This is a genomic window from Streptomyces sp. NPDC058685 (assembly GCF_042714725.1).
Lineage (GTDB): Bacteria > Actinomycetota > Actinomycetes > Streptomycetales > Streptomycetaceae > Streptomyces.
In genome coordinates, this window is record NZ_JBHXSL010000015.1 from 1 (window position 1) to 24920 (window position 24920).

A 24920-nucleotide genomic window follows, 5' to 3' on the forward strand; every position below is an offset into this window, starting at 1 on the left:
CAGGAGCATGTTCTCCTCGCCGGTGATCAGACCGTCGACCGCGGAGAACTGCCCGGTGACACCGATCGCGGCCCGCACCGCCTGCGGCTCGGCGGCCAGATCGTGGCCGCCGACGTGCAGTTCGCCGGCGTCGGCCGCGATGAGGGTGGAGAGGATCTTCACGGCGGTGGTCTTGCCGGCGCCGTTCGGGCCCAGGAGGGAGAAGATCGTGCCCTGCGGCACGGCCAGGTCGATGCCGTCGAGGACCTTCTTCTCGCCGAAGGCCTTGTGCAGCCCCTTGGCTGCGATGGCGAGTCCGTTCGATGTCGATGTCATGCCGCAGAGCTTGCGGCACAGCGGGTTCAGCGCGGTTTCAGAGCGGTTTCAGCGCCCTGGAACCGCGCGGCGAGAGGCCGTCGCGTACGGCATGGTCGTGCCGGAACGGCCGTGCCGATGTCGGCCTCACCCGGGTGAGTGACCGTGCGGCGTCGCCGGAAAGCAGCGCGCGCTCACGCGAACCGCCGACTCCCCCGGAGCCACGCTCGCGCCAACTCCTCGGGCCGGCGCGGAGGCACCGGGGTCTCCGCCGGTCAGAGGCGACCTCTAGGGTTCTCCTCCATGTGGTCACAGCAGCCGGGGGACGGCCAGAACCCGTACGCGGGGCAGAACAATCCGTACCAGCGGACCGGCCCTTACGGGCCTGAGCAGCAGGCGCCGTGGGCGGGCGCTCCGACGATGCCGGCCGGTGCGCCGCAGCCGCCTCCTCGTGGTGGCCGTCACCCGTCCACGGTCATCGCCGTCGCTGCCGCCCTCGTTGTGGTCGTCGCCGCCGGAGTGACCGGGTTCGTGGTCCTGGGCGGGGACGACGGAAAGACCGCGGATCCCGGTCCGACGACGTCCGCCTCGGGCAGCCCGGCCGACGACAACCCGCGTGACACGGACGATCCGAAGCCGGTCGTCGCGGGCTGGAAGGTGGTGGTGAATCCCAAGCGGGGCATCGCCTTCGACGTACCACCGCAGTGGGGTCTGAAGGGTCCTGGCTGGGTCAACTACGTGGCCGACGACCGGGATCCGGAGGAGAAGCCGCTCATCGGCATGTCGAGCCCCGCGATGCTCAAGGAGAAGTGGTGCCGGTCCGACACCGCCATGGACGGCTCTCCCGAGGACACGGCACTCGCCTCGGCGGGGACCCGTGGGGACAGCGGCGCGAAGACCACCGATGACGCGGCGCGCAGCAGTGTGTCCCTGTGGCTCTACGGCGCGTACACGCAGCCGGACAGGAAGAGCATCAAAGCCGGTGCGGTGGAGCCGTACACCACGGCCTCCGGCATCACGGGAAGCCTGGCGACGGGCATGTCCACGGGCGCGCCGAAGAAGGGCACGTGCGACACCGACGGCAAGGTCACCACATTCGCCTTCAAGGGCCCCGGCGGCGACTACGTCTCCTGGACCTTCGTGGGCGCGAAGGGGGTGGCGGACGAGGTTCCGGACGCCACGGTCCGGAAGATCCTGGGGACGGTCCGGCTGACCTCGTAGCGCGGTGGTCCCGCACTCGGGCGGCCTCGGCCGAGCGTGGTCGCCGGCTCCACCGGGACAGCCCGTACACCGTGGATCACCGTCCGGATGGTGAGCGGTGGTGTCGGTGTGGCCTGCGGGGCTCTAGGCTGGCGGGTGCAGCTGGTTCGCCGTGCCTGCCAGGCATGTGCGTCGCAAGAGGGAACCCGGTGGGAATCCGGGACTGCCCCGCAGCGGTGAGCGGGAACGACCGCCGTCATACGCACTGGGTCCGGTACGGGCCTGGGAAGCGACGGCCAGTAGGTGTCCGCCGGGAGATCTCCGGCAGGCGTGCCCGTGAGTCCGAAGACCTGCCCGCTGTCCGCGCACGACCGATCGTGCGCGGATATCCGGTGACCTCGAGGGCGGGTCGGCGTACATACCGACGGGCACGTGCGTCATCGACGCAGTACCTCCTCCGTCCGGTCTGTGCTCCCTTCGCCTTCACCCTCGCCGGGTGACAGGACACTCGCGAAGGAGAGTTCAGTGACAGCGAAGCCCGCAGCCGCGGCAGCACGGTCCACCGTTCACGGATACCCCCGTCAGGGCCCGAACCGTGAACTGAAGAAGGCCATCGAGGGCTACTGGAAGGGCCGCGTCTCCGCAGCGGCCCTGGAAGAGACCGCCCGGGACCTGCGTCGTTCGAACTGGCAGCAACTGACCGAAGCCGGGATCCACGAGGTCCCGACCGGTGATTTCTCGTACTACGACCACGTCCTCGACACCAGTGTGATGGTCGGCGCACTCCCCTCCCGCCACCGCACCGCCGTCGAGGCGGACGCCCTCGCCGGGTACTTCGCCATGGCGCGCGGCACCCAGGACGTCGCCCCGCTCGAAATGACCAAGTGGTTCGACACCAACTACCACTACCTCGTACCGGAACTGGGGCCCGGCACCGTCTTCGCCGCCGACTCCACCAAGCAGGTCAACGAGCTGAAGGAAGCACTGGCGCTCGGTCACACGGCCCGGCCGGTGCTGGTCGGCCCGATCACCTACCTCCTCCTGGCCAAGCCCGCCCCCGGCGTGGCGCCCGGTTTCGATCCCCTGACCCTCCTCGACCGGCTGCTGCCGGTGTACGCGGAGGTGCTCGCCGATCTGCGGGCGGCCGGGGCGGACTGGGTGCAGCTGGACGAACCCGCGCTGGTCCAGGACCGTACGCCGGCCGAACTGAACGCCGCCGAACGCGCCTATCGCGATCTCGGCACCCTCACCGACCGGCCGAGGGTTCTGGTGGCCTCGTACTTCGACCGGCTCGGCGAGGCCCTGCCCGTACTCGCGAAGGCTCCCGTGGACGGACTGGCGCTCGACTTCACCGACGCCGCCGCGGCCAACCTCGACGCACTGGCAGCCGTCGGCGGGCTGCCCGGCAAGCGCCTGGTCGCGGGCGTCGTGAACGGCCGCAACATCTGGATCAACGACCTCGAGAAGTCGCTCGCCACCCTCGGCACCCTGCTCGGACTCGCCGACCGGGTAGACGTGGCCTCCTCCTGCTCACTGCTGCACGTCCCGCTGGACAGTTCCGCGGAACGCGACATCGACCCGCAGATCCACCGGTGGCTCGCCTTCGCCCGCCAGAAGACCTCCGAGATCGTCACCCTTGCCAGGGGCCTCGGCCAGGGGACCGACACCATCGCCGCCGGTCTCGCCGCCAACCGCGCCGACCTCGCCTCCCGCGCCGGCTCCGCTCTCACGCGCGACCCGGCGGTGCGGGCCAGGGTGGCCGGGGTGACGGACACCGACGGACGACGCTCCCAGCCGTACGCCGAACGTGCCGCGGCCCAGCGCGCCCACCTCGGCCTGCCCCTGCTGCCCACCACCACCATCGGTTCGTTCCCGCAGACCACCGAACTGCGCACCGCACGCGCCGACCTGCGCCGCGGGCGGATCGACACCGCGGGCTACGAGGAGCGGATCAAGGCCGAGATCCAGGAGGTGATCGCCTTCCAGGAGAAGGCCGGCATCGACGTCCTGGTCCACGGCGAGCCCGAACGCAACGACATGGTGCAGTACTTCGCCGAGCAGCTCACCGGCTATCTCGCCACCCAGCACGGCTGGGTCCAGTCCTACGGCACGCGGTACGTCCGGCCGCCGATCCTCGCGGGCGACATCTCCCGGCCCGAGCCGATGACGGTTCGCTGGACCTCGTACGCCCAATCACTGACCGGGCGCCCGGTCAAGGGCATGCTCACGGGACCCGTCACGATGCTCGCCTGGTCCTTCGTCCGCGACGACCAGCCGCTCGGTGACACCGCCCGACAGGTCGCCCTCGCCCTGCGCGACGAGGTGAACGACCTGGAAGCGGCCGGAAGTTCGGTGATCCAGGTCGACGAACCGGCTCTGCGGGAGACCCTTCCGCTGCGCTCGGCCGACCACGCGGCCTACCTGGCCTGGGCCACGGAGTCGTTCCGTCTGGCGACCAGCGGCGTGCGGCCCGACACCCAGATCCACACTCATATGTGCTACGCCGAGTTCGGCGACATCGTGCAGGCCATCGACGACCTCGACGCCGACGTGATCAGCCTGGAGGCCGCCCGCTCGCACATGCAGGTGGCGCGTGAACTCGCCGAGCACGGCTACCCGCGGGAGGCCGGCCCCGGTGTGTACGACATCCACTCACCGCGCATCCCCGGTGTCGCCGAGGCGGCGGAACTGCTGCGCAAGGGGCTGGAAGCCATCCCGGCCGAGCGCCTGTGGGTCAACCCCGACTGCGGCCTGAAGACGCGCGACTGGCCGGAGACCCGTGCGTCGCTCGAGAACCTCGTCGCCGCGGCACGGGAGGTGAGGTCGGAGCTGTCCGCGTCCTGAGGCGGGGCGGGGTGGGGAGGAGCGCACGCGCGCTTCTCCCCACGCTGCCGCCTTCGCACCTACTCCGCGATGAGTGCGACGAACTGCCAGGCCCATACGAGGTGGACCAGAACGCAGGTGCCCCATGCCGTGTTTCCCCGGATGCCGTTCTGCCGCACGGCGGCCCATCCGGCGGCCAGGAGCAGCGCGGATGCCACGCACAGAGCCCAGGACAGGGCGAGCCACGGCGTGGACGGCTCGGTCAGCAGCCTGAGCAGCACCAGTGGCGCCAGAGCCGACAGAGGCAGGGCCCACGTGCTGTCGGTCGCAGGGCGCGTGGTCTTGATCTCGGTCACAGGTCCCCCCGGACTCGTTCCCCCGGTTGTCGTGCCGGGCCCCTCGTGGTCTCGGAGGGTCTCGACCGTGCCCGGCACCTCTGTGGTCAGGGCGCCGAGCACGCAGGGGACTTTACCTTCGCATTGATCACTTGGCTACGGGTCGAATGCGCCCGGGGCAGGCGAGATCGGCGTACGGCGGGCCTGGTTCCGCAGAAGTTCCGCGCGGTGGGTGGGGTGCGCGGAAGCCCTTTCGTGGGCCTCCCTTCGCCATCGCGATCCCTCGAGGCTGTGCCATCGGCCGGCTGACGCGGGTGGCCACTCGGGCGCCTGCCCGGTCCGTCCGAGGATCGTTTCGACCTTCTCGACGGCGTACGCCGAGCCCTGCCGCTCCCTGGCTCCCTGGCTCCCTGTGAGCCACGAGCAACGGGCCACGGGCCACGACGTCACCCAGGGGGAGATCCACCGTGCCATACGGTGGCTGGACGCTGAGCATCCGCCCACCTCCGACGAGCGCGAAGGGAGCCCGTGCACCGGCCGGCCACCGGTGACGTCGCCTCGTTCCCCCACCAACCCATGGAGTACAAGCATGTCGGCGAACAACCCACCGGTCACCCTGGACGACGTCCGGGACGCCGCCGTCCGTATCGCGGGAGTCGCACACCGCACCCCTGTCATGCACTCGCGCACGCTGGACGCGCTCGTCGGCTCCGAGGTCTTCCTCAAGTGCGAGAACTTCCAGCGCGTCGGGGCCTTCAAGTTCCGGGGTGCGTACAACGCCGCCTCACGCCTGACGCCCGATCAGCTGTCCCGGGGCATCGCCGCGTACTCCTCGGGCAACCATGCCCAGGCGATCGCCTTGGCGGCGCGGGAGCTGGGCACCACGGCGGTGATCCTCATGCCGGAGGACACTCCTCGGTCCAAGACCGACGCCGCACTCGGCTACGGCGCGGAGATCGTCACCTACGACCGCTACACCGGCGACCGGGTCGCCATCGGCAACGCCCTGGCCACCGAGCGCGGCCTCGCGCTCGTCCCGCCCTACGAGCACCCCCATGTCATCGCCGGACAGGGCACGGCCGCCCTGGAGTTGATGGACGAGGTGGGCGAACTCGGCGCCCTCGTGGTGCCGGTCGGGGGCGGCGGGCTCATCGCGGGCAGTGCGACCGCGGCGAAGGGCGTGCATCCAGGGACCCGCGTCATCGGGGTCGAACCGGAGGCCGGGGACGACACCAAGCGGTCCCTGGAGGCGGGCACACGGGTCGCCATTCCCGTACCGCGCACGATCGCCGACGGCCAGGCGGCGGAAACACCCGGCGAGCTGACGTTCTCCGTCAACCGGCGTCTGGTCGACGGGATCGCCCTCGTCGGTGACGACGAGATCCGTGAGGCGATGCGGTTCGCCTTCGAACGTCTGAAGATCGTCCTCGAACCCAGCGGCGCGACGGCGCTGGCGGCCCTGCTGACAGGCGCGGTGGACCGGCTCCCGGGCCGCGTCGGCGTGATCCTCTCCGGGGGCAACATCAGCACGGGCCGTTTCGCGGAACTCTGCGCGAGGTGAAGCAGGGGCCGCAGGGTGGGGCCCGTCGCCGGGTGCGCGTTCGGTAGTCGGCCGACCACGCTGGTGAAGCAGCAGGCCGCGCAAAGAATTCTCGCGCAGGATGTCGAAAGCGAGGCCCTGGCTACGACCTGTGCATGAGAGCCACAGACAACACAGGAGGCAACGACATGGGCAAGATCGTCACCGGCGCCACGATGTCCCTCGACGGCTACATCGCCGGCCCCGGAGAGAGCGGCTTCGACCTGCTGTTCCAGTGGTACGGCAACGGCGACGTCGAGATCCCGTCCGCCAGTCCCGACGTGCCGCCGATCCGCGTCTCCGCCGCCAGCGCCGGGCTGGTCGGGCCGGAGTGGGGGAACACCGGTGCCCTCGTCGTCGGGCGGTACCTCTACGACATGACGAAGGCCTGGGGCGGGCGCCATCCGATGGATGTGACGACCGTCGTGCTCACCCACCAGCGGCCCGACGACCGTCCCGAGGACGACGAGAACTTCGTCTTCGTCACCGAGGGCATCGAGGCCGCGGTGACCAGGGCGAAGGAGGTGGCCGGGGACAAGAACGTCGTCGTCAACGGTGGGCAGATGGCGCGGCAGTGCCTGGAGGCCGGACTGCTCGACGAGGTCGGTATCGAGCTCGTACCCGTCGTCCTGGGTGGCGGGAAGACGCTGTTCGGCGAACTCGGCACCACGCCCGTGGAGTTCGAGGGGCCCGTCGCGGTGGTCGAAGGCACCGGCGTCACCCACTTGCGGTACCGGGTGAAGAAGTAGGGCGACGGCGATCGCGCGGTCACGCCCGGTTCGGCGCTGTGCCCGGCACAGCGCCGTACGCGCTCTCGCTCGACGCGCCGAAGCACCGGCACTCGGATACCGTTGTTCGAACGACGTGCCCATCCCGGTCGCCCTGCGCTGCCGACCTTCTCTCCGCCGCTCCCTCGCACGTCAGCTGCTGGTTCGCGGCGTGACATCCAGCGTTCCGTCCGGGGGGCCGAGCTGCGCGGATGCGCCGTGTTCAGGACCAGTGCGAAAGGAACGGACATGCCCTTCGTCACCACCAAGGACGGCACAGAGATCTACTACAAGGACTGGGGGTCGGGGCAGCCTGTCGTCTTCTCCCACGGCTGGCCTCTCACCGCGGACTCATGGGACCCGCAGCTGAAGCTGATGGTGGACAACGGCTTCCGTGCCGTCGCTCACGACCGGCGTGGAGGCGGACGCTCGGGCCAGCCCTGGGACGGAAACAACCTCGACACGTACGCCGACGACCTGGCAGCGGTCATCGAGGGCCTGGACCTGCAGAACGTCATCCTGGTCGGCCATTCGACCGGTGGCGGCGAGGTCACGCGCTACGTCGGCAGGCACGGCACGGGCCGCGTCGCCAAGGTGGTGCTGCTCGGCGCGATCCCCCCGTTGATGCTCAAGACAGAGGCGAACCCCGACGGCCTCCCGATCGATGTCTTCGACGAGATCCGGGCGGGTGTGGCGACGGACCGCTCCCAGTACTACAAGGACCTCAGCGCGCCCTTCTACGGCGCCAACCGCGACGGCTCGACCGTGACGCAGGGAACCCGTGACGCGTTCTGGCTCTGGTCGATGACGGTGGGCATCAAGGGCGCCTACGACTGCGTGAAGGCGTTCTCCGAGTCCGACACCACCGAGGACCTCAAGAAGATCGACGTTCCCACGCTGATCGTCCACGGCGACGACGACCAGATCGTTCCGATCGTGGCCTCCGGTGAGAAGTCCTCCAAGATCGTCAAGGACGCGGTCTACAAGGTCTACGAGGGCGCACCCCACGGCCTGTCCATGGTCCCCAAGTATGCCGATCGGTTCAACGCCGACCTCCTCGACTTCGCGCGCAGCTGAGGCGGGCACGCGCCCGAGCGGGACCGGGTGACGGGGGATCTCGCAGGACCCGTGTCAGGCCCGCCCGTCGCCCTCACGATGGACTGGAGTGGGTCCCATGCCGTCCGTCTTCCTCGTCAGCGGAGCCTCCCGCGGCCTGGGGCGCGAGATCGTCCGCGCTGCGGCGCAGGCGGGCCACCAGGTCGTGGCCGGCCTGCGCGATCCGCGGGCCCTGGACGATCTGGTGGCCGAGTTCGGTGACCGGATCGCGGTGGCACCTCTCGATGTCACCGACGCGGCCCAGGCGAAGGCCGCCGTGCGCACCGCCCTCGACCGGTTCGGCGGACTCGATGTGCTGGTGAACAACGCCGGATACGCCAACATCGCCTCCGTCGAGGATGTCGACTTCGACGACTTCTCGGCACAGGTGGACACCAACCTCCTCGGCGTCGTCCGGCTGACTCAAGCCGCGCTTCCGGTCATGCGCGAGCGGCGATCGGGCCACATCGTCCAGGTCTCGTCGGTCGGCGGCCGTCTCGCGACCCCGGGACTGGCCGCGTACCAGAGCGCCAAATGGGCGGTGGGCGGCTTCTCCTGGGTGCTCGCCAAGGAAGTCGCGCCGCTGGGCATCAAGGTCACGGTGCTGGAGCCGGGCGGGATGGCGACCGACTGGTCGGGGTCGTCCATGAAGGTGGCGCCGATACGGCCCGAGTACGCCGACACCGTGGGCGCCTCGGCGGCCATGCACAACACGGACACGCTGGCTGCCAGCGACCCGGCGAAGGTGGCCCGCCTGCTCCTCGACGTCGTGGCCATGGACGACCCGCCCCTGCGTCTCCTCGTCGGCGCGGACGCCTTCCGCTACGCGACGGCCGCCGCACGCGAGCAACTCGCCGCGGATGAGAGCCGCCGCGTGCTGAGCGAGTCCACCAGCGCCGACGACGCGACGGCGGCCCAGCTGGACCCCCTGAGCCACGGCGACAGCTGACCCCCGGCGCCTGCCGCGACGATGAGGCCGCGACCATGAGGGTGGACGCACACACCCCTGTCAACTTATGTTGACACGATGGGCAATCAAGCGCTGCTCGTCTGTGGGATGGCCGCCGGTCCGCTCTTCACCCTCGCGTACGTGGTGGAGGGCGCCACGCGTGCGGACTGCAAACCGATGCGCCATCCCGTCAGTTCGCTCGCTCTCGGCCGTGCCGGGTCGCCCTGACCGCGGCCTGCTTCGTCTTCGCTCCGTCCGCCTCGCCGGGCTGGGCCGTCTGCTCGATCGCCGGCGGGGTGCTCTTCGCCACGACGACGGCGACGGCGAGTGCCGCGTTCAGCCAACATCGACGGTTGGTGGATCGGGGCGGCCTGATCCAGCGCGTCTCGCTCACGATCGGCTGGACCTGGCAGACGGTGCTCGCCGTGCGCATCCTGGGCAGTTGACGGTCTTCCGCGCGGATGACGTGCCGGTTGATGGGTGTGGCCGACTCACCGACGCGTAGCCCGCTTTCGGCCCGCACGAGCCGCGGACGGCACGGCCGGCCGCATGACCTCTTCACGGCACGGAGGATTTCCCGGGAACTCCCCCGGCCCGCCGTCCGACTACTGCCGCGTGGGAGGGCGCAGCATCCGGCCTCTCCCGCTCGGCGTCGGAGCGAAGAGGGGCATGGGATGGGTGGGCTGGATGTGCGCATGCGGGAGGTCGCGTGCCGTCACGGCCGGGTGGACGCCGTCACCGCCGTGGATCTGGAGATCGCGGCCGGTGAGCGGGTGGCCCTGACCGGCACCAACGGCTCGGGAAAGACCACCCTGCTCCGCGCGGTCCTGGGTCTGCACCGGCGGATGACCGGCACCATCCTGGTCGGGGGCCGGGGTGCGCGCACCTCCGCAGAGTGGGCCTGGCGGCGGCGGGCCTGTGCCTGGATTCCGCAGAAGCCGGCAGCGGGCCGATTCCCTCTGCTCGGGGAGGAGCTGCTGGCCGGCAGCTCGGCGCCCACCGAGGCCGGGGAGGCCGCGGAGCGGCTCGGCGTGGGGGCACTGACCGGACGGCCGTTGCACACCCTGTCCGGGGGCCAGTTGCAGCGCATGTACCTCGCGCGGGCGATCGGCTGCGTCGCGGCGGGGGCTCAGGTGCTGCTCGCCGACGAGCCCACCGCGGCACTGGACTTCACCGGTCAGGAGGAGGCGGCCGACGTCCTCACCGAACTGCCCGTCACCCTGCTCGTGGTGACCCACGACCGCACCCTCGCCGAGCGGTGCGACCGGGTGCTGGAGATGGCTGCCGGACGGCTGCGGGAGGTCCGGTGAATGCGGCCACCGCCGATGTGGGCGCACTCCTGCAACTCCTACCGGTCCAGCGGGCCGCCTTCGCCCTCCTGCTCGCGGCGATCGGCCTGCCGGTGATCGGCGTGGTGATCGTCGGCCTGGACATCATGCCGGTGCGGTTCGCGATGATGCACGTGGCGCTGCTGGGGATCGCGGTCGGCCTGCTGACCGGGCTCGATCCGATGCTGTGCGCGCTCGTCGCGTGCGCTCTCTCGGGCGCGGGGGTGGCCCCGCTCGCCCGTACGCCCGACGGTCTGTCAGGTGCCATGGGACTGTTGATGAGTCTGGCCATCGCGGCCGCCCTGCTCGTCCTCGCGGTCTCGGGCGTCAACGCCTCCGGCGCGTTCGCGCTGTTGTGGGGCTCCATCCTGTCCGTCGGCACCGCGGATCTCGTCGTCCTCGCCGTGCTGGCGGCCGTGGTTCCCGCTCTGTTCTGGTGGCGCCGCCGTGAGGTGGGCCTGCTCCTGTACGACCGTGAGCTGGCCGAGTGCTCGGGCGTACCGGTGCGCGGGCTGACCGTCGTCCTGCTGGTCCTGGTCGCGGTCGCCGTCGCCGGGGCGATCAAGCTGACCGGCGCGCTGCTGGTCGACGCCCTCACGCTCCTGCCCGCACTCGCGGCACGCCGCCTCGGCGGCTCGCTGAAGTCGATCACTCTGTGGGCGGTCGGCATCGGCATCGTCGTGAATCTGACGGGGTTCCTCGTGGCCCTGTGGCTGGACTGGCCGCCCGGCCCCGTCCTCGTCCTGACGGCGGGGGCCGTGGTCCTCGCCGTCCATCTCGTACCCGAACGGAGAAACACCTCATGGCGCGCAACCGCCTCCGTATCCCTTCCCTCGTCGCACTGAGCGCGGCGCTGGCCCTGGTCACCGGCTGCGGGGGCGACGGTGACGCGTCGGCTGACAGCGCGGGCGGCAAGGACGAGGGGAAGCCGTCGGTGGTCGTGACCACCACCTGGGAAGGCGCCTTCGCCAAGGCCGCCGGTGCCGAGAACATCAAGGTCATCGTGCCCAAGTCCGTGCACCACGCGCCCGATTACGACCCGAAGCCCTCGGATCTGGCGGCCGTGGCCGAGGCCGACTTCGTGCTGTACGCGCCCTTCGAGCCGTACGCCGGGAAGATCAAGGAAGCCGCGGGCTCCGAGGCCGAGCTGGTCGAGGTGAATCTGGACAACGACGCCGACAAGGTGAAGGCGGAGGTCGACAGGCTGGCGAAGCTGTTCGGCACGGACAAGGCCGCGGCGACGTGGAAGGCCGCCTTCGACACGGAGTACGCCAGGCTGGCGAAGGACCTCAAGGCCGCCTGGCCGGGCGGGAAGAGCCCGAACGTCGTCAGCCAGGTCTTCACGGGCTGGTCGGCCGAGCTGGCGGGTGCCACCACCGTCGGGACCTACGGGCCGGAGGCCGTGACCCCGGCGCAGCTCGCGGAGCTCTCGAAGAAGAAGCCGGCGCTCGTCCTGGACAACGCGCACATGTCCACGGGAACGGTCCTGCCGGACTCCGGCGCGAAGCAGGTGAAGATCGTCAACTATCCGGGCGACGACCTCGACCTGCTGCCCGTCTACGGCAATGCCGCGGCGGAGCTCAAGAAGGCCATGGGCGCCTCCTGAGCGGCGCGTTGTCCGCCGGCGTACGTGTCGGCCGCACCTAGGCGGGAGGGCAGCGTGTCGCCCTCCCGCCTCTTCGGCCGTGCGCGGCTACCGCGGCCGGGGTGGTGCGGGAGGGGTCCAGACCGTGCCGCGGGCCTCGTATTCGAGCATGGCCTCCACGCCGGTCGCCACGTCCGCGCCCAGTTCACGGCGTACGAGCCACAGGGCGAGGTCCAGGCCCGACGTGATGCCGCCGGCGGTGACCAGGTCGCCGTCGTCCACCACGCGTGCGTTCTTCAGCAGTCCTCCCTGCGTCTCGAGGTCGGGCCGCGCCCTGTGGTGGGTGGTGCACGGGCGGCCCTTCGTCAGACCTGCCGCGGACAGCAGCATGGTGCCCGTGCAGACGCCGCTGACGGTGAGGCCGGGGCGCACGGCCGCAGCCAGGGCGCGCGGGAGAGTGCCGCGTGCGATCTCCGCCCGGACGCCGGGGGCTTCACGGCGTGCGTACCCGCCTCCGGGGACGACGAGGACGTCCGCGGTGCGCGGAGACCAGCCGTGCTCGACGCGGACCTTCGTTCCGTAGGCGGCCTGCACGGCGCCGGGGCCGGACGCGGTGACGTAGCGGACGTCGATCTCTCGGTCCGTGAAGAAGCGGGCGGCGGAGAAGACTTCCCAGGGAGCGGCGAAGTCGAGTTCCTCCACGCCGTCGTACATGACGACGTGCACCCGCAGGGCTCTCCCGGCTTCCCGGGCAGGCCGGGCAGCCGCGGCCGGTGCGGCGGCGGCTCCCGCCATCGGACCCGCTGCCGCGATCGCGGTCGATGCCTGGAGCAGTTTCCTGCGGTTCATTCCGTTCTCCTGTCCCGATGTCGTCGTACGGAAGGGGATGCGGGCGCCGCGATGCGCACCCGGCATCCGGCTCAGCCGGCCTGGGCGAGAGACGGCGCGGCGTGGGCGGGCGGCGCGGCCCGGAACAGGTGCTCGCGCAGGGCGGCACGGTCGGGCTTGCCCGCCGGGGTCAACGGCAACTCCGCGACCACGAGCAGCCGTTCGGGGTGCTTGCGCTGCTCCAGACCTCGCCGTGTCAGATGCCGGCCGAGCGAGTCGAGCGTCGGCACATCGTCGGAGCGCGGCACGACACACGCGGCGAGGCGCTCACCCATCAGGTCGTCCGGAACGCCGACGCACACCACGTCCCGTATCTGCGGATGCGAGCGCAACTCCCGCTCCACTTCGGCCGGGCTGATGTTGGCACCGCCCCGGATGACGACGTCCTTGAGCCGTCCCACGATGTGCAGGGTGCCGCCGTCGTCGAGAAAGCCGAGGTCGCCGGTGCGGACCCAGCCGTCGGGCGTGCGGTAGCGGGCGTCGAGGTCGGGGGCGCCGACATAGCAGAGGGGGGTCATCGGGCCGCGGGCGATGATCTCACCGATGCCGCCCTCCGGTACCTCGGCGTGGGTGTCGGTGTCGGCGATACGGATCTCGGCGACCCGGGGGTCCGGGCGGCCGGCGACCACTCCGGACTCGTCGGTGGGCGGGGTCGTACTGCCCAGTCCGGTGTGGCAGTTGACGCCGTCGGCGGAGCCGTAGAGGTTGACGACAGGGCAGCCGAACGCCTGCGCCGCGGCCGCCGCGGTGGGCTCGTCGAGCGGTGCTCCGCCGAGAATCAGAGCAGTGAGCGCGGGCGGTGTCCCACCCTCCTCGTCGACGGTGACCGGCTGTCCGTCGGCGACCGGCTTCCCGCCCGTGACCGGCATCTCGCCCGCGGCGTCGAGCCGTTCGAGCATCATGCGCACCATGGTGGGCACGCCGAGGATGTGCGTGGGCTGGTGTTCGGCCACGGCCGCGAGGGCGGCTTCGGGAGTGAAGTGGTCGAGGAGGATGAGCGTTCCGCCGTGCCGGGCCAGCGTGACCGCCGTGCCGTTGGAACCGAAGGCGGAGGCCAGCGGCACCAGGAACAGACAGCGGGGCGGGGTCCTGTCGGGAATGAGCGAGGCGAGGAAGTTGCCGCGTCCGCCCGCGAGGGCGTTGTGCGAGTACGCGACCATCTTCGGCTCGGCCTCCGAGCCGGAGGACACGAGGATGCGGGCTGCGCTGTCGGGGTCGGGCCGGGCGGGGACGAAGCCGCTCGGGTCGGAGCGCAGCAGCGTGGAGAGCGGAATCGTTCCCTCGGGTGCCGGGCCGGGCCCCGCGGCGACCACGTGCCGCAGGGCGGGCAGCGACGTGGCCAGGGTGTGCAGCTCGGCCGCGTGGTGGGCGCCCCGGTGCTCGGTGGCCGCGATGACGGCCACGGCTTCGGCGCGGCGCAGCAGGCACTCGGCTTCCAGGCTGCCGCGCCCGACGGGGAAGGGCAGGGCGATCGCGCCGAGGGCGGCGAGCGCCAGATCGGCGATGACGGCGTTGCGGTTGTTGGGGAGCTGGACGCCGACCACGTCGCCCGGGCGTATGCCGAGGTCTCTGAGGCCGGTGGCCAGACATCGCACCTTGCGGTCCAGCGCGGTGTAGCAGAGTTTCCCCTTGGCATCGAGGACCGCGGTGTGGTGCAGGTCCATGATCTGACGGGCCCGGAAGAGGCTGTAGAGGTCCAGGTCGGGGCAGGTCCCGTCGACCACCCAGGACCGGCGCAGCTCGGCGGGCAGCAGGTCGCGCAGTTCGACGGTCATGTGAAGCTCCAGGGGTCGGGAACGGCGGGGGCACCGTGCGTGTCGCGGCTGATCGAGCCGGCGAAGCGCGGGTCCTCGTGCAGTTCGGCGAGGTCTGTGGTGACACGGGTGGCGGTGAGGCCGTGCGCACGCAGTTGTCGCAGGGCGTCGCGTGTGGGCAGGTCACGCAGGTCGTAGGCGGCGGCCGCGGCGGCGCACGTGTCGCTCGGCGCGATCCAGCCGTCGGCCGTGGGGAGCGGACGCCGGAAGCCGGCGGGACGCCTCGGGTTCTCACCGCGAGCCGCCCGGCTCAGGAAGGGGGCCGTCAGGGTGTCCGCCGCACCGAGCAGTGAGGAGTCGACCCGGACGCCGTGCCCGGTGCGTTCGCGCAGCAGCAGCCCCGCGAGCACCGCTTCCGTGCCGAGCAGTCCGCCGAGTACGTCGAGCAGGGTCATCAGGGAGGGCGTGGGTGTCTCCCCCTCCGGGCGCACCGCCTCGCCGACGCCTGTGCGGGCCTGGACCATGAAGTCGGTGCCCATGGGGGCATCGGGCAGCCGACCCGCCCAGCCGCTGGTGTACGCGTAGACGAGGGCGGGGTTGACGGAGGTGAAATCCTCGGCGTCCAGGCCGAGTTCAGCCGCTTTGCCCGGGGCCCAGTTGTGCAGGAACACATCGGCTTCCGCCGCCATCTCCCGCAGCCGGCGGCGTCCGGCGGGCGACTTGATGTCGACCTCCGCGGCCTGCTTGCCCCGGTTGAGCGCGAGCCAGCGGGCGGAGACGCCGGAGCACGCCGGCGGCATGCCCCGCAGCGGATCACCGCCCGGCGGCTCGACGCGGATCACATCGGCCCCGAGCAGTCCCAGCAGGTGCGCGGCGAGCGGCGCCTGGATCCGGCGTCCCGCCTCCAGCACGGTCACACCCGCGAGAGGGCGTTCGGGCGAGGAGGCGGACGCCGGGTGCGGACGGCCGGGGCCGAGAAGGTTCATGGACCAGGGCGCGGAGCCGTCGTACTCGACCGCCCGTTCGGCGAGTGCGCGCAGGACGCAGACCTCGGCCCCCGACAGGGATGCGGCCTGGAGGATCCGCCGCCAGGGATGCTCCCGAGTCGTGGTGTGCAGCGCCTGCGGGAAGGGGGCACAGGCCGTCGCGTACCGGAACTGGAAGGGCCGCCAGCCGGCACGTATCGCCTCCGGCGGTGCACCGAGAGCACGCCAGAACGCGGCCCAGGCTCCCGGGTCCAGGGTTTCCAGTTCGAAGAGGAAGCCGTCGGACGAGACGAACGGCGGGCCGCCGGGGGCGAGTTCGGCCGCCTCGCCCTCGTCGGCCCCGGAGGCGGCGAGATACTGGGAGACGGTGAGCAGCCCTGCCCGCTGCGCGCTGGTGGTGACCTCGGCGGGGGCAGCACCTCCGCGCGCCTGGGCCAGCAGCCCGGCGAGGAGGCCCTGCACGGTGAGGACGCCGGTGGCGGCGGACGCGTAGTCGACGGCCAGGCCGCGCGGGTAGCCGTCGCGGCGGCCGTGCACGGCCATGATGCCGGTCGCGGCCTGCACCGTGGCCTCGTCATGGATCCCGGTCCCGGGGCAGGCCCACGTCGTACGGGCCTGAACGGGCTCGAAGTCCTCGCCGCTCAGCACCGTGCGGCCGGCCGGCTCGGTCCCCACCCCCGGCGCGGCGTCGGCCGTCCGCGCGCCGAGAAGGCGCAGATGCTCCGAGACCACGGTCATGATCTGCGGCGGTCCCGCGATGTCGAAACGCAGCGTGTCGAGTGGCCGGACCGCCTGCGTGGTGACGGGTGATGCCATGCCTCTCCTCTCCTGGCGCGGCGGTGGCCGGCGCCCGGTCGTCCGGAACCCGGGAACTCGGGAGCGTCCGCACCCGACCAGTTCCCTGGGGAGACAGTCGGACAGCCGTTCCCACAAGTTCCCGGCAACTCGAGGAGAGACGTGGCAGGTCGAGGCAGTGAGGGCGTGGGCCGACGGGGCGGTCCCCCAGTGGAGTTGGGTGAGTTGGGTGAGCGCGTCGGCGAGTTCGTCCGCGATCGCGTGATCCCCTGCGAACCGGTCCTGGACGCGGGCGGGTCCGATGCCGCGGCCGCCTTGGGCGAGTTGCAGAGCCGGGCGAAACAGGAGGGGTTGTGGGCACTGCCGTTGCCCGCGCACCTGGGCGGCCGCGGCCTCACGTTCGGCGAGTACGCCGAACTGGCGGAGGCGGAGGGGGCGAGCGACCACGGACCCGCGGCACTGGGCTCCGCTCCCCTGCTGGATGTGTCGATGCTGGAGCGGCACGCGCAGAGCGGTGTCCGTGACCGGTATCTGCGGCGGCTCGTGGCCGGGGAGGCACGGACCTGCTACGCGATGACGGAGCCCGAGGTTCCCGGCACGGACCCCTTCATGACCGGAACCCGTGCCGTGCGGCAAGCGGACGGCAGGTGGGCCGTCACCGGCCGCAAGTGGTTCACCTCGGGAGCCGCCGGCGCGGACCTCGTCACGGTGCTGGCCCGCACCGACGGGCAGGCCAGCGACCGCGAGGGGCTCTCCCTGCTGCTGGTGCCCACCGACTCCCCCGGTTTCCGTGTCGTCCGCGAACTCCCGGTTCTCGGCGCGACCGGCCAGTGGGAGATCGAACTCGACCGGGTCGGCGTACCCGCCGACCATCTCGTGGGCGCTCGCGGTCAGGCGCTCGCCATCGCCGGCGAGCGTCTCCAGCGGGGCCGCACCCTGCGATGTCTGCGCTGGCTCGGCCAGGCCGGGCGGGCGTTCGACCTGATGTGTCGGCGGGCGGCCACGCGCGGCGGGTCCCGTGGCCCGCTCGCCGGCCACCAGCTCGTCCAGCAGCAGGTGTTCGACGCCCTGCTCGCCCTGCGCACCACCCGCCCCCTCGTCCATGAGGCAGTCGCCCTCATCGACGCGGGGAAGGACGCACACATCGAGGTGGGCCTCGCGAAGGTCGCGGCGGCCCGTATGCTCCAGCAGGTCACGGACGCGGCGATCCAGGTCCACGGTGCCGCCGGACTGGGCCCGGACACGGCGCTTCCCGCGCTCTTCCGCACGGGCCGGGCCGCTCGCATTCTCGACGGGCCGGACGAGTTGCACATCACCGCTGTGGCACGGCGCGTGCTGCGCGGGTACGGCGGACCGGGTCCTACACGTCCGTGATGTCGGCCGAACCGGTGAGCGCCGCCAGCCCCAGGCCGAGGAAGAAGTCGCCCCAGATCAGTTCGTGCCGGACGGCGGTGCCCCGGACGGCGTCGTAGCAGCCGTCGAGCAACATGCCGGCAGGCCGGCGTGCGTGCGGTCCGGAGAGATGGGTGCCGACCAGATGGCGCAGGATCGCGGTGGCCCGGTGCGCGAACTCCGTCGCCCTCGGACCCGGCAGACGGGCGAGTTTCAGCAGGGCGACAGCGGTGATCGCGGCGGCCGAGGTGTCGAGGGGCATGTCGGGGCGGGACGCATCGGCCCGCGGGACGAGCGGGCCGTCCAGCGCGGCCCCGTGTTCCAACAGTCGCTCGGCCGCCCCCGGGAGGGGCTCGGCCCGCGGTCCGGAGAGCGTCGGGAGATGCAGTGCGTCGGCGACCGCCAGGAGCAGCCACGCCCTTCCCCGGCTCCAGCCCCGAGGCGGGTCCTCGCAGGGCTGCCATCCCGACCCCGCGTCGAAGCGCCAGGCGGGCTGTGTCCAGGGCCGGTGCTCGCTGACACCGAGGCAGAGTTCGAGATGGCGGTGCAGATGTGCGCCTGCCGCGGCGGCGCCCTCGGGCCCGGCCGCGGCCAGCAGGGGCACCATCCCCGGTACACCGTCCGCGCGGGCGAGGAGGCGAGGGCCGCCCAGCGCCGATCCCCAGGGGACGAGGCCGAGTTCGGGATCCACGGCCTCCAGGCAGGCGCGCGCGGCCCGCTCCCGTAGCGCTGTGGCCTTCGCGTCGTGAGAGGCCAGGGCCGTCCCGTACCAGAGGATCAGGCCCCGGGCGGCGGTGTCGGCGTCCGCCCACGGCGCCAGTCGAGCGGTGCACCGGGATGCGGCCGCCCGGTCCGCTTCGGCACCGGTGTACCGCGCCCTCAACCACAGCAGCCCGGCCCAGAATCCGCCCGTCCACGATCCGCGCCCCGTCGTGGTCCACCGCCCGCTGTCCGGGTCGGCGAAGAGGGGAAAGCGTGCGCCGACCTCCGATGCGGTGACCGTGACACGGTCGATCACCGCCGTCAGGGCGGCGTCGGCCCAGCCCGTCGACGTCACGACGACCGGCCCGCCCGTCCTCGCCGGTCCCGTACGGCCCAGGTGAGGGCGACGGCACCGGCGGCGGCGAATTCGGCCGACACCACAGTCCAGCCGGCCCCGTACCGTCCCGCCTCCGCGAACAGGCCGAAGAGTGGCGGCCCCACGGCGAATCCGGCGAAGAATCCCGCGGCGACCAGCGCCGATTCCTGTCCCGCCCGGCCCGGTGCGGCGCGTTGCATGACCAGCACCATGGAGACCGCGTTGCCCGACACCGCGAAGACACCGACGGCGACGGCAGCGGCCCACGCCAGCGGACGTGCCGACAGCGCCGCCACGAGGAGAGCGGCCGCGCCCACGGCACCGACCGCAAGCCATCCGGGCAGCCACTCGGCGCGCCCCGGCCGGGCCGCCTTCGACCACCCCACCCGGCCGGCGATTCCCGCCACGCCGAGCACGGCCACCAGAGCGGCTGCCGTACCGGGGCCCATCTCCAGCTCCCGTACGCCGAACAGCGCGAGATAGGTGTTGACCGAAGCGATGCCACTGCCCAGGAACAGCGAGAAGACGGCGAGCCAGGCGACGAAACCACGCGGCACCAGGGACGCCCGTGCGTTGGTCTGCGGTGGCGGCGGGTCGGCCGGAAGAGTGCGCAGTGCCCACAGTCCGGTCAGCAGGGCGGCGCCCGCGGCCGTCCAGACCGCACCCCGCCACCCGATGCCGCCGGCCGCGGCGGCCAGCGGCAACCCGGCTACGAACGCCCCCAGTTGGACGCCGGACTGCTTCGTCCCCGTCACCGAGCCGCGCCGGGCGGGTGGGACCGACGCGAGAATGGCCTTGTTCGTGGCCGGGTTGGCGAGCGCCTGGGGAACGCCGCCCAGCGCGACCGCCGCCAGCAGCAGACCGGCTCCGGGCGCGGCGCCGATGAGGGCGAGTGCGACCGCGGACACCATCAGCAGGACGACGAGTGCCCGCCGCGGGCCGATCCGGTCCACGATGCGCCCGCCCACGGGTGACAGGACAGCAGCCGTCCCGAAGCCGATGGTGGTGGTGAGTCCCAACACGGTCGGCGATATCCCCAGTTCGTCCACCAGCCGAGGTCCGAGCGCACCCAGCAGGAACAACTGGAGCATCGAGAAGGCCATGGCACTGGTCAGCAGCGAAGTGAGTCCTCGAGCCGGCCCTGTGTCCGGCAGCGGTGCCGACACCGTTGCCGCTGTGCCCTCTGCCACCACCGTGCCCCCGTTCCCGCCGCCGACCGTCCCGACCCGCCGCACCAGGAGTCGGTCGGCCCAACACACGGGTTCCCACGGGCAGTTGTGGCCTGCGCCACACACCCGGGCCGGAATGAGGGGGCGCGCGGTGAATCCCGTACCGACGGGTGCCCGACCGCGAGGGGGAATGCAAGGATGAGCGCGCCATGAAGTCAGGCCGGGGGTGTCGAGCGTTACGGGCTGCGGTGTTCGCCGCCGTCTGTGTGCTGCTCGCTGCCTTCGGTCACATCCTCATGTCCGGGACATCCGTACCCTGGTGGGCGATGTCCACCGCGTTCGGCGCGACAACGGCCGGGGCCTGGGCCCTCGGCGGGCGCGAGCGCGGACTTCTCGTCGTCACCTCGGCGACCGTCGCGGCTCAGGCGGGCATGCACGCGTGCTTCTCGCTGGCACAGGCCGTGGTGTACCCGTCGCCGCCGACGGACAGCTCGTTGGCCCGGCAATGGGCACGGTCCTTGGTCCTCGGCACGGGGGAAGCCGCCGCACCGTCCTCCGGTGCGGCCCTCCGGAGCGTCAGCGACGTCGGCCATGCGCACCAGCCCGGCATGACGATGCCCCATGAGGGCATGGACGTCCACGATCACGCCCTGCACGGGCCGGCGGACGGCGCCACCGTCACCACGGCGTTGAGCGGGCACGACATGGGCGACATGTCACCGACCGGAATGCTGTCGGCGCACCTGCTGGCGTCACTGCTGTGCGGGCTGTGGCTGGCGTACGGGGAGCGGGCGGCGTTCCGCGTTCTGCGCTCGCTGGCGGGCCGGCTGGTCGCCCCCCTGCTGCTGATACTCCGTCAGCCCACACCCGTACAGGGGACACGCCTTCTCGTACGCCGGAGCAGGCGGGGCCACACGCCACGGCGGCTCCTTCTCACCCACGCCATCACCTCACGGGGTCCGCCACCGGGGATCGCTGTCCTGTGACAGCTGGTTCCCCGGTGCCGCGGAGTCTTCCACGACGCGCATCGGGCATCGGCCGTGCCGTCCGGCAGGCCGTACCACTCACCGGCCTCGCCCGTCAGCGCGACGCCGGAACCCGATTTCCCGTGAGGACTTCTGGCGATGACCCCTGCCTCGTACCCATTCCCCTGTCCCGCCGCGCCCAGGCCGCCGCGCCACACCCCCGAAAGCGACGCGGACGTGACCCGCCTGGCGCTCTCCGCTCGGGACGGTGATCCGGCGCGGGTCGACCGTTTCGTCCGCGCGCTGCACCGCGACGTCTGGCGCTATGTGGCCTACCTCAGCGCCGATCCCCAGGCAGCCGACGACCTCACGCAGGACGTGTTCCTCAGGGCTCTCGGCAGCCTGCACCGTTTCGAGGGCCGTTCGTCCGCCCGCACCTGGCTGCTGTCCATCGCACGCCGCACCGTGGTCGACAGCCTGCGTCATGCGGCGGCCCGGCCGAAGCTCTCCGACAGGACCGACTGGCAGACCGCCGCGGAACAGGCCCAGCCGCGGCACAGCCCCGGCTTCGAGGACGGCATCGCCCTCGCGGAACTCCTGGCCACGATCTCGGCCGAACGCCGCGAGGCCTTCATCCTCACGCAGCTGTTGGGACTGCCCTACGCAGAGGCCGCCGCGGCCCTCAACTGCCCGGTGGGAACGGTCCGTTCCCGAGTGGCTCGCGCCCGCGCCTCGCTCATCGAGCTGCTCGGCGAACCGGACCTCCCCCTCGCCGCACCAGAGCGACGGGCCGTACGGCGAAGCGACACCCGAGGCAGTTTCACGAACGGTCCCGAACTCGTGACCGTTACGGGCTGACCACCACAGCGACCGGCTGACCACCCAGGTCCCCGGGCACCCGCGGCGCGCCACGTGCCTCATCTCGGGTGCCCGGGCCCGTGGAGTGGTGATGACCGATGAGTTCCACCACGATCAGCGGTCAGTGAGGGAGAGTTGCGTCGCGCAGGGGTGGTCCGGTCGAAGCCGGCCGGCCGAACCTGCCGACACCCGATCACGAGACACCTGGGAGACACTTCGATGCGCACCCTGATCAGCACCGCCTTCGTCTCGCTCGACGGCGTGGTGGAGGCGCCGGGCGGCGAGCCGGGCTACCGGAACTCGGGCTGGACCTTCAAGGACATGGAATTCCTCCCCGAGGCGTACGAGATCAAGGGCAGAGAGCAGCAGGAAGCCACCGCGATGCTGCTGGGGCGGACCAGCTACGAGGCGTTCAGCCCGGTCTGGCCGGGCATGGAGGACTTCTCCGACTACAAGGAGATGCCGAAGTACGTCGTCTCCACCACGCTGACCGACGACGACCTGGTGTCGGACTGGGGCCGGACCACCATTCTGCGTTCGCTCGACGAGGTCGCGGCTCTGAAGGAGACCGAGGGCGGCCCGATCATCATGCACGGCAGCGCCACCCTCAACCGGAGCCTCTCGGACGCCGGCCTGATCGACCGGTACCACCTGCTGGTCTTCCCGCTCCTGCTCGGCGCGGGCAAGCGCCTGTTCAGCGACACGGACAAGGACACCCAGAAGCTGGAGCTCGTCGAGCACGAGGTCTACGCCAACGGTCTGCAGAAGAACGTCTTCGACGTCGTCCGCTGACGACAGCCTCCTGGCGCGTGCCCGCACCGACGAGCCCTCGGCGAGTCCGTTGGTACAGGCGAGCGCATTGCGCGGGCGATCGGGTGACGTGGGCGCCGGCCCCAGTGGCCGGCTGTCCGCCGGCCCGTTGTCCATGCGCAGTCCTCCCGCGTCCGGCGCCCCAGCTCTCATGCCACGGGGTGAGCCACGCGGTACGTCACGCGACAGGAGAATGTTCATGGCAATGAGGCATCCGTTGGGGCGGCGCATGGCCGCCCTGGCCACGGTGTTCGGGGCGAGTGTCGTCCTTCCGTTCGCGGTGGGCGCCACACCGGCACTGGCAGCGCCGGTGCTCGCCGTCGCGAAGTTCCACTCGGGCGACTTCGCCCGGGGCGAAACCGGGGTCTACAGCTTCCAGGTGAGCAACCGCAGCACCATCGACTCGACCGCCGGAACAGTGACCCTCACGGACACGCTGCCGGCGGGCCTGACCGTGAGCGGCACACTGTCGCAGTCCTCCTGGGACTGCGACGTGACCACGACGTCGATCACGTGCACCAACAACACCGTGGTGGGGCCGTTCCAGTCCTTTCCGGTACTCGAGCTGACGGTGTCGGTCGCCGAGGACGCTCCGTGCACGGTGACCAACACGGTCACGGTCTCGGGTGGAGGGAGCGCCGCGGCCTCGTACTCCGACCCCACGAACATCACCGGGGGCGACTGCGACGACGACAACGGCGGAGGTGGAGGCGGATCGATTCTTCCCATCAACCTCAACGGTGTCATCCCGCTGTTCAACAACATCAGCACGAACAGCAACATCAACAGCCCGGCGGCCGGCAACACCAGCCAGCAGGTGTTCGGGCTGAACGCCCCGTGAGCAACCCCGGCCTCGGGGCGGGTACCCCGGGTACCCGCCCCGGAGCCGGGAACAGAGGTGACACGGGCCAAGGCCCCCGGGGAGATCCGGGGGCCTCCTGGCAGGCAGGAATGACGACACCTTCGAGTCCCCATGTGGATCCCGGTGCCGGCTGTGAGCCCTCGTCACGGCAGCGTCATCGCCGCACCCGCGGCATCCCCAGTCCGATCCACGAAATGATCTCGCGCTGGATCTCGTTGTTCCCGCCGCCGAACGTGAAGATCACGGCCGACCGGTACCCGCGTTCCAGCTCGCCGTGGAGCACCGTGCCGGCCGAGCCCTCCTTGAGCGGGCCGGCCGCACCCACCACTTCCATGAGCCAGGCGTAGGCGTCGCGGCGGGCCTCGGAGCCGAAGACCTTGACCGCGGAGGCGTCCTGCGGGGTGAGCGTGCCCTGCTGGACGGCGTTCACCATCTGCCAGTTGAGCAGTTTCATCGCGTCCAGCCGGGTGTGGGTGCGGGCCAGACGGCCGCGCACCCAGCCGAGGTCGATGACCCGGCGGCCGTCGGCGAGTTTTGTGTCGGCCGCCCAGCGCTGGACGTTGTGGAGTGCCCGGATCGCCATGGTGCCGTGCGCGGCCAGGGTGACGCGTTCGTGGTTGAGCTGGTTGGTGATCAGCCGCCAGCCCTTGTTCTCCTGGCCGACACGGCGGGAGGCGGGGACGCGGATGTTCTCGTAGTAGCTGGCCGTCGTGTCGTGGGAGGCCAGGGTGTTGATCAGGGTGCAGGAGTAGCCGGGGTCGGACGTCGGCACGAGGAGCATGGTGATGCCCTTGTGGGGCGGCGCGCCGGGGTCGGTCCGCACGGCGAGCCACACCCAGTCGGCCGTGTCGCCGTTGGTGGTCCAGATCTTCTGCCCGTTGACGGTGTAGTGGCCGGTGTCCTCCTCGCCCTCGCGCACCGCGCGGGTCTTGAGGGCGGCGAGGTCGGTACCGGCGTCGGGTTCGCTGTATCCGATGGCGAAGTCGATCTCGCCGGAGAGGATCTTCGGCAGGAAGTACGCCTTCTGCTCCTCGGTGCCGAACTGCATGATCGTCGGGCCGACCGTGTTGAGCGCCATCAGCGGCAGCGGTACGCCCGCCTGGGCAGCCTCATCGAAGAATATGAACTGCTCCATGGGGCTCAGCCCGCGCCCGCCGTACTCGGCCGGCCAGCCGACGCCGAGCCAGCCGTCTGTGCCGAGGCGGCGGACGGTCTCGCGGTAGAAGCGCTTCTGCTCGCCGGGGTCGGCGTAGCGGGCGTACACGTTGTCCGGCACGAGCCGGGCGAAGTAGGTGCGCAGTTCGGCGCGCAACTGTTGCTGTTCAGGCGTGTATTCGAGGTGCACGGCCCCTCCAGAGTCTCGCGACCGTCACGGCGCGGCGCACACGGTAGAACGTGTTGCAAGAAT

The 24920-nt window shown here is 71.5% G+C and carries 23 protein-coding genes and 1 riboswitch; of the genes, 14 read left to right on the top strand and 9 right to left on the bottom strand.

What is annotated here, in order from left to right:
• Nucleotides 1–315 (bottom strand): ATP-binding cassette domain-containing protein (locus tag ACFWU3_RS15275; protein ID WP_384436563.1); only part of this gene is annotated, 315 nt, incomplete at its 3' end.
• Nucleotides 316–597: 282 nt separating this feature from the next.
• On the opposite strand from ACFWU3_RS15275, the gene ACFWU3_RS15280 reads away from it, so the two are divergent.
• Entirely contained in the window at nt 598–1515 is a 918-nt protein-coding gene (locus tag ACFWU3_RS15280) for a hypothetical protein (protein ID WP_384436566.1), read from the top strand.
• Between the two features lie 125 nt (nt 1516–1640).
• Nucleotides 1641–1867: riboswitch (cobalamin riboswitch) on the top strand.
• Between the two features lie 152 nt (nt 1868–2019).
• Nucleotides 2020–4338, top strand: a complete 2319-nt coding sequence (gene metE / locus ACFWU3_RS15285) for a 5-methyltetrahydropteroyltriglutamate--homocysteine S-methyltransferase (protein WP_384436569.1) — start codon at nt 2020–2022, stop codon at nt 4336–4338.
• Nucleotides 4339–4397: 59 nt separating this feature from the next.
• Here metE and ACFWU3_RS15290 read toward each other — a convergent pair whose 3' ends face one another.
• Entirely contained in the window at nt 4398–4673 is a 276-nt protein-coding gene (locus tag ACFWU3_RS15290) for a hypothetical protein (RefSeq protein ID WP_384436572.1), read from the bottom strand.
• Nucleotides 4674–5241: 568 nt separating this feature from the next.
• Between ACFWU3_RS15290 and ACFWU3_RS15295 the strand changes: the two genes are divergently transcribed.
• The 4 genes from ACFWU3_RS15295 to ACFWU3_RS15310 all read left to right on the top strand — a co-directional run bounded on the left by ACFWU3_RS15295 (nt 5242) and on the right by ACFWU3_RS15310 (nt 9042).
• Nucleotides 5242–6213 (top strand): pyridoxal-phosphate dependent enzyme, encoded by a 972-nt coding sequence (locus tag ACFWU3_RS15295; protein ID WP_384436574.1) that lies wholly within the window; start codon nt 5242–5244, stop codon nt 6211–6213.
• A gap of 134 nt (nt 6214–6347) precedes the next feature.
• Nucleotides 6348–6980, top strand: coding sequence for a dihydrofolate reductase family protein (locus tag ACFWU3_RS15300; RefSeq protein ID WP_384436577.1), 633 nt, complete (start codon nt 6348–6350; stop codon nt 6978–6980).
• Nucleotides 6981–7247: 267 nt separating this feature from the next.
• Nucleotides 7248–8075, top strand: coding sequence for an alpha/beta fold hydrolase (locus ACFWU3_RS15305; protein ID WP_384436580.1), 828 nt, complete (start codon nt 7248–7250; stop codon nt 8073–8075).
• Nucleotides 8076–8172: 97 nt separating this feature from the next.
• Complete coding sequence (locus ACFWU3_RS15310; protein WP_384436583.1) at nt 8173–9042, top strand: SDR family NAD(P)-dependent oxidoreductase; 870 nt, start codon at nt 8173–8175, stop codon at nt 9040–9042.
• Nucleotides 9043–9232: 190 nt separating this feature from the next.
• Here the strand turns inward: ACFWU3_RS15310 and ACFWU3_RS15315 are convergent, their stop codons facing one another.
• Nucleotides 9233–9475 (bottom strand): hypothetical protein, encoded by a 243-nt coding sequence (locus ACFWU3_RS15315; RefSeq protein ID WP_384436586.1) that lies wholly within the window; start codon nt 9473–9475, stop codon nt 9233–9235.
• A gap of 241 nt (nt 9476–9716) precedes the next feature.
• On the opposite strand from ACFWU3_RS15315, the gene ACFWU3_RS15320 reads away from it, so the two are divergent.
• From ACFWU3_RS15320 to ACFWU3_RS15330, 3 genes are read left to right on the top strand one after another with little or no spacing between them, the layout of a single operon-like run.
• Nucleotides 9717–10352 (top strand): metal ABC transporter ATP-binding protein, encoded by a 636-nt coding sequence (locus ACFWU3_RS15320; protein ID WP_384436589.1) that lies wholly within the window; start codon nt 9717–9719, stop codon nt 10350–10352.
• Nucleotides 10349–11215, top strand: a complete 867-nt coding sequence (locus ACFWU3_RS15325; protein WP_384436592.1) for a metal ABC transporter permease — start codon at nt 10349–10351, stop codon at nt 11213–11215. Before ACFWU3_RS15320 ends, ACFWU3_RS15325 begins: the two co-directional genes overlap by 4 nt.
• The gene (locus tag ACFWU3_RS15330) at nt 11173–11976 is read left to right on the top strand and encodes an ABC transporter substrate-binding protein (protein WP_384436595.1); all 804 of its coding nucleotides are present in this window, start codon (nt 11173–11175) and stop codon (nt 11974–11976) included. The genes ACFWU3_RS15325 and ACFWU3_RS15330 overlap by 43 nt, the downstream gene beginning before the upstream one ends.
• Before the next feature lie 87 nt (nt 11977–12063).
• Here ACFWU3_RS15330 and ACFWU3_RS15335 read toward each other — a convergent pair whose 3' ends face one another.
• From ACFWU3_RS15335 to ACFWU3_RS15345, 3 genes are all read right to left on the bottom strand, one after another.
• The gene (locus ACFWU3_RS15335; protein WP_384436598.1) at nt 12064–12804 is read right to left on the bottom strand and encodes a DJ-1/PfpI family protein; all 741 of its coding nucleotides are present in this window, start codon (nt 12802–12804) and stop codon (nt 12064–12066) included.
• Nucleotides 12805–12875: 71 nt separating this feature from the next.
• Entirely contained in the window at nt 12876–14618 is a 1743-nt protein-coding gene (locus ACFWU3_RS15340; RefSeq protein ID WP_384436601.1) for a class I adenylate-forming enzyme family protein, read from the bottom strand.
• Complete coding sequence (locus tag ACFWU3_RS15345; RefSeq protein WP_384436604.1) at nt 14615–16399, bottom strand: CoA transferase; 1785 nt, start codon at nt 16397–16399, stop codon at nt 14615–14617. The genes ACFWU3_RS15340 and ACFWU3_RS15345 overlap by 4 nt, the downstream gene beginning before the upstream one ends.
• A gap of 195 nt (nt 16400–16594) precedes the next feature.
• Here ACFWU3_RS15345 and ACFWU3_RS15350 point away from each other — a divergent pair, with 195 nt between their 5' ends.
• Nucleotides 16595–17752, top strand: a complete 1158-nt coding sequence (locus ACFWU3_RS15350; protein WP_384436908.1) for an acyl-CoA dehydrogenase family protein — start codon at nt 16595–16597, stop codon at nt 17750–17752.
• Here the strand turns inward: ACFWU3_RS15350 and ACFWU3_RS15355 are convergent.
• Together ACFWU3_RS15355 and ACFWU3_RS15360 are read right to left on the bottom strand one after the other, a co-directional pair.
• On the bottom strand, nt 17739–18827 hold the full coding sequence (locus ACFWU3_RS15355; protein WP_384436607.1) for a sugar ABC transporter permease: 1089 nt from the start codon (nt 18825–18827) through the stop codon (nt 17739–17741). The two genes, ACFWU3_RS15350 and ACFWU3_RS15355, sit on opposite strands and share 14 nt — an antisense overlap.
• Nucleotides 18824–19951, bottom strand: a complete 1128-nt coding sequence (locus tag ACFWU3_RS15360; RefSeq protein WP_384436610.1) for a nitrate/nitrite transporter — start codon at nt 19949–19951, stop codon at nt 18824–18826. Before ACFWU3_RS15360 ends, ACFWU3_RS15355 begins: the two co-directional genes overlap by 4 nt.
• Nucleotides 19952–20343: 392 nt before the next feature.
• On the opposite strand from ACFWU3_RS15360, the gene ACFWU3_RS15365 reads away from it, so the two are divergent.
• From ACFWU3_RS15365 to ACFWU3_RS15380, 4 genes are all read left to right on the top strand, one after another.
• On the top strand, nt 20344–21003 hold the full coding sequence (locus ACFWU3_RS15365; RefSeq protein ID WP_384436613.1) for a hypothetical protein: 660 nt from the start codon (nt 20344–20346) through the stop codon (nt 21001–21003).
• 138 nt (nt 21004–21141) lie between these two features.
• Entirely contained in the window at nt 21142–21840 is a 699-nt protein-coding gene (locus ACFWU3_RS15370) for a sigma-70 family RNA polymerase sigma factor (RefSeq protein WP_384436616.1), read from the top strand.
• 219 nt (nt 21841–22059) lie between these two features.
• Nucleotides 22060–22632: a dihydrofolate reductase family protein gene (locus ACFWU3_RS15375; protein WP_384436620.1), complete on the top strand. Its 573-nt coding sequence runs from the start codon at nt 22060–22062 to the stop codon at nt 22630–22632.
• A gap of 217 nt (nt 22633–22849) precedes the next feature.
• Nucleotides 22850–23491: a hypothetical protein gene (locus tag ACFWU3_RS15380; protein WP_384436623.1), complete on the top strand. Its 642-nt coding sequence runs from the start codon at nt 22850–22852 to the stop codon at nt 23489–23491.
• 175 nt (nt 23492–23666) lie between these two features.
• Here the strand turns inward: ACFWU3_RS15380 and ACFWU3_RS15385 are convergent, their stop codons facing one another.
• Nucleotides 23667–24857, bottom strand: coding sequence for an acyl-CoA dehydrogenase family protein (locus ACFWU3_RS15385; RefSeq protein WP_384436626.1), 1191 nt, complete (start codon nt 24855–24857; stop codon nt 23667–23669).
• Nucleotides 24858–24920: the final 63 nt, after the last annotated feature.

Excerpts from the sequence above, each read along its gene's own strand:
- ACFWU3_RS15300 (WP_384436577.1), top strand. The coding sequence starts at position 6,348 with ATGAGAGCCACAGACAACACAGGAGGCAACGACATGGGCAAGATCGTC.
- ACFWU3_RS15330 (WP_384436595.1), top strand. The coding sequence starts at position 11,173 with ATGGCGCGCAACCGCCTCCGTATCCCTTCCCTCGTCGCACTGAGCGCG.
- ACFWU3_RS15305 (WP_384436580.1), top strand. The coding sequence starts at position 7,248 with ATGCCCTTCGTCACCACCAAGGACGGCACAGAGATCTACTACAAGGAC.
- ACFWU3_RS15380 (WP_384436623.1), top strand. The coding sequence starts at position 22,850 with ATGGCAATGAGGCATCCGTTGGGGCGGCGCATGGCCGCCCTGGCCACG.
- ACFWU3_RS15280 (WP_384436566.1), top strand. The coding sequence starts at position 598 with ATGTGGTCACAGCAGCCGGGGGACGGCCAGAACCCGTACGCGGGGCAG.
- ACFWU3_RS15365 (WP_384436613.1), top strand. The coding sequence starts at position 20,344 with ATGTCCACCGCGTTCGGCGCGACAACGGCCGGGGCCTGGGCCCTCGGC.
- ACFWU3_RS15315 (WP_384436586.1), bottom strand. The coding sequence starts at position 9,475 with ATGCGCACGGCGAGCACCGTCTGCCAGGTCCAGCCGATCGTGAGCGAG.
- ACFWU3_RS15295 (WP_384436574.1), top strand. The coding sequence starts at position 5,242 with ATGTCGGCGAACAACCCACCGGTCACCCTGGACGACGTCCGGGACGCC.
- ACFWU3_RS15360 (WP_384436610.1), bottom strand. The coding sequence starts at position 19,951 with ATGGCCTTCTCGATGCTCCAGTTGTTCCTGCTGGGTGCGCTCGGACCT.
- ACFWU3_RS15335 (WP_384436598.1), bottom strand. The coding sequence starts at position 12,804 with ATGAACCGCAGGAAACTGCTCCAGGCATCGACCGCGATCGCGGCAGCG.
- ACFWU3_RS15320 (WP_384436589.1), top strand. The coding sequence starts at position 9,717 with ATGGGTGGGCTGGATGTGCGCATGCGGGAGGTCGCGTGCCGTCACGGC.
- ACFWU3_RS15345 (WP_384436604.1), bottom strand. The coding sequence starts at position 16,399 with ATGGCATCACCCGTCACCACGCAGGCGGTCCGGCCACTCGACACGCTG.
- ACFWU3_RS15370 (WP_384436616.1), top strand. The coding sequence starts at position 21,142 with ATGACCCCTGCCTCGTACCCATTCCCCTGTCCCGCCGCGCCCAGGCCG.
- ACFWU3_RS15375 (WP_384436620.1), top strand. The coding sequence starts at position 22,060 with ATGCGCACCCTGATCAGCACCGCCTTCGTCTCGCTCGACGGCGTGGTG.
- ACFWU3_RS15340 (WP_384436601.1), bottom strand. The coding sequence starts at position 14,618 with ATGACCGTCGAACTGCGCGACCTGCTGCCCGCCGAGCTGCGCCGGTCC.
- ACFWU3_RS15310 (WP_384436583.1), top strand. The coding sequence starts at position 8,173 with ATGCCGTCCGTCTTCCTCGTCAGCGGAGCCTCCCGCGGCCTGGGGCGC.